Here is a 1,367-nt window from a genome sequence, read left to right on the forward strand (position 1 = left end):
CCGCGAAGTCGTTTTTGACCTCTTTCTCGTACGCCTCCCGGACTCTCGTCAGAAGTGCGATCACGTCGGGATCGGCGGCGAAGCCCGCCCGGCGGAGGAAGGTGGCGGGGTCCGGGGGCGGGCCGGCCTCGGCAATTTTCGCGACGTAGGCCTCGATCACAACGTCCCGGCGCCGGGCCGGCGGGGCCAGAACCCGGCTGGGGGGGCGCTCCCGGCTCATCGGTCACCCCACTCCCATCCCTTTTGCCTCATGAGTTCGGCGACGTGACTTCTGAGGCGGTGCAACTCCACTTTCACCGCGCCGACATTTTTACCGACCACTTCGGCGATCTGCCTCAGCGTCAACTTTTGGACAAACCACATGTCAAACAACGCTTGCTTGTCGGGTGGCAGGGTCTTCAGAATGTCCTTGAGAATGCCAATCGCCTCCACCGTCTCGACCTCCCGGCCGACGCCGGGGGCGTCCTCCGGGGCGGGCCGGGAGGACGCGGCCTTCGCGCCCGACTGAAGTTTTCGGAGCGTATCAATCGCCCGGTTTCTCGCCCAGCGGAACATGCCGCGGGTGGACTTCCCGTCCCGTCGGCGCTCCAAGGCCTTGACCAAAACGCCGCCGGCCACGTCCGTGGGGCCGACCTCCGGCCCGAACCGCCTCGCCACCCATCGGCGAAGTTGCTCGCGCACCTCAAGCTGTTTTTTGGGATCGACCGGGAGACTGCCGGGAAGGCTGGGAGTTGAGCTGTCAGGGTCGGGAGTTGACATGGCTGGCGCCCTCGTGAAAAAAGTCCGGTTACCTCGGCCGGGTTGGTGCGTCCTCAGGGAGTCCCCGCCGGACTTCCCCCCCGGCAAATCTGTTCGCCAAGTAAGAGGACGTGTCGCGGGGGCGCGGGTTACACACCTCTGCGGATTTTTTTTTACAGTCCCGCTAGACCGCCCTTTTGAGAGAACTTTGTTGTGCGCAACCTGCAGATCGAGTGCCGGATTCAGGACACCCTCTGCCGACACGCGGAGGGTGTCGTCACATCGTCGTTGGCGGCATGGCAACTGGCCGCCCCGGACCAGCCTTGCCAGATTCAAATCGCGAGTCAATTGCGATTGTACCGCCGCGCCGCAGGCCGGGCAATACCGCCCGGGTTGCTCGCCTGCCGGGTCCGCAGGGACGAGGACCAAGTCCTCGCCCGGCTGGCCGACACGGACCGCCCGGCAATCAAGGGTGCGGAGGTGTTGGGCCTGAGCGCCCACACGGCGGTGTTTCTAGTCCCCGGCATGCTGCGCGTGGGTCTGCTCGAACCGGCGTTTCAGGCCGTCCGCCTGTTTCTCGACCGCTTCGCCGGCCAGGCCGGACTCCTGCCGCTGTGGTCGGCCCTCGC

General features: G+C 65.9%; 2 protein-coding genes. One reads left to right on the forward strand and one right to left on the reverse strand.

Going from position 1 to position 1,367, the window contains the following annotated elements; genetic code table 11:
- Positions 1 to 216 precede the first annotated feature (216 nt).
- Positions 217 to 759 (reverse strand): RNA polymerase sigma factor, encoded by a 543-nt coding sequence (locus tag BGIM_RS50755; protein ID WP_020470834.1) that lies wholly within the window; start codon positions 757 to 759, stop codon positions 217 to 219.
- Between the two features lie 192 nt (positions 760 to 951).
- Here BGIM_RS50755 and BGIM_RS64885 point away from each other — a divergent pair.
- Positions 952 to 1,367, forward strand: a 416-nt coding sequence (locus BGIM_RS64885; protein ID WP_040889370.1) for a hypothetical protein, incomplete at its 3' end; no start/stop codon positions are given.

The organism is Zavarzinella formosa DSM 19928 (genome assembly GCF_000255705.1).
In the GTDB taxonomy this organism is placed as follows: domain Bacteria; phylum Planctomycetota; class Planctomycetia; order Gemmatales; family Gemmataceae; genus Zavarzinella; species Zavarzinella formosa.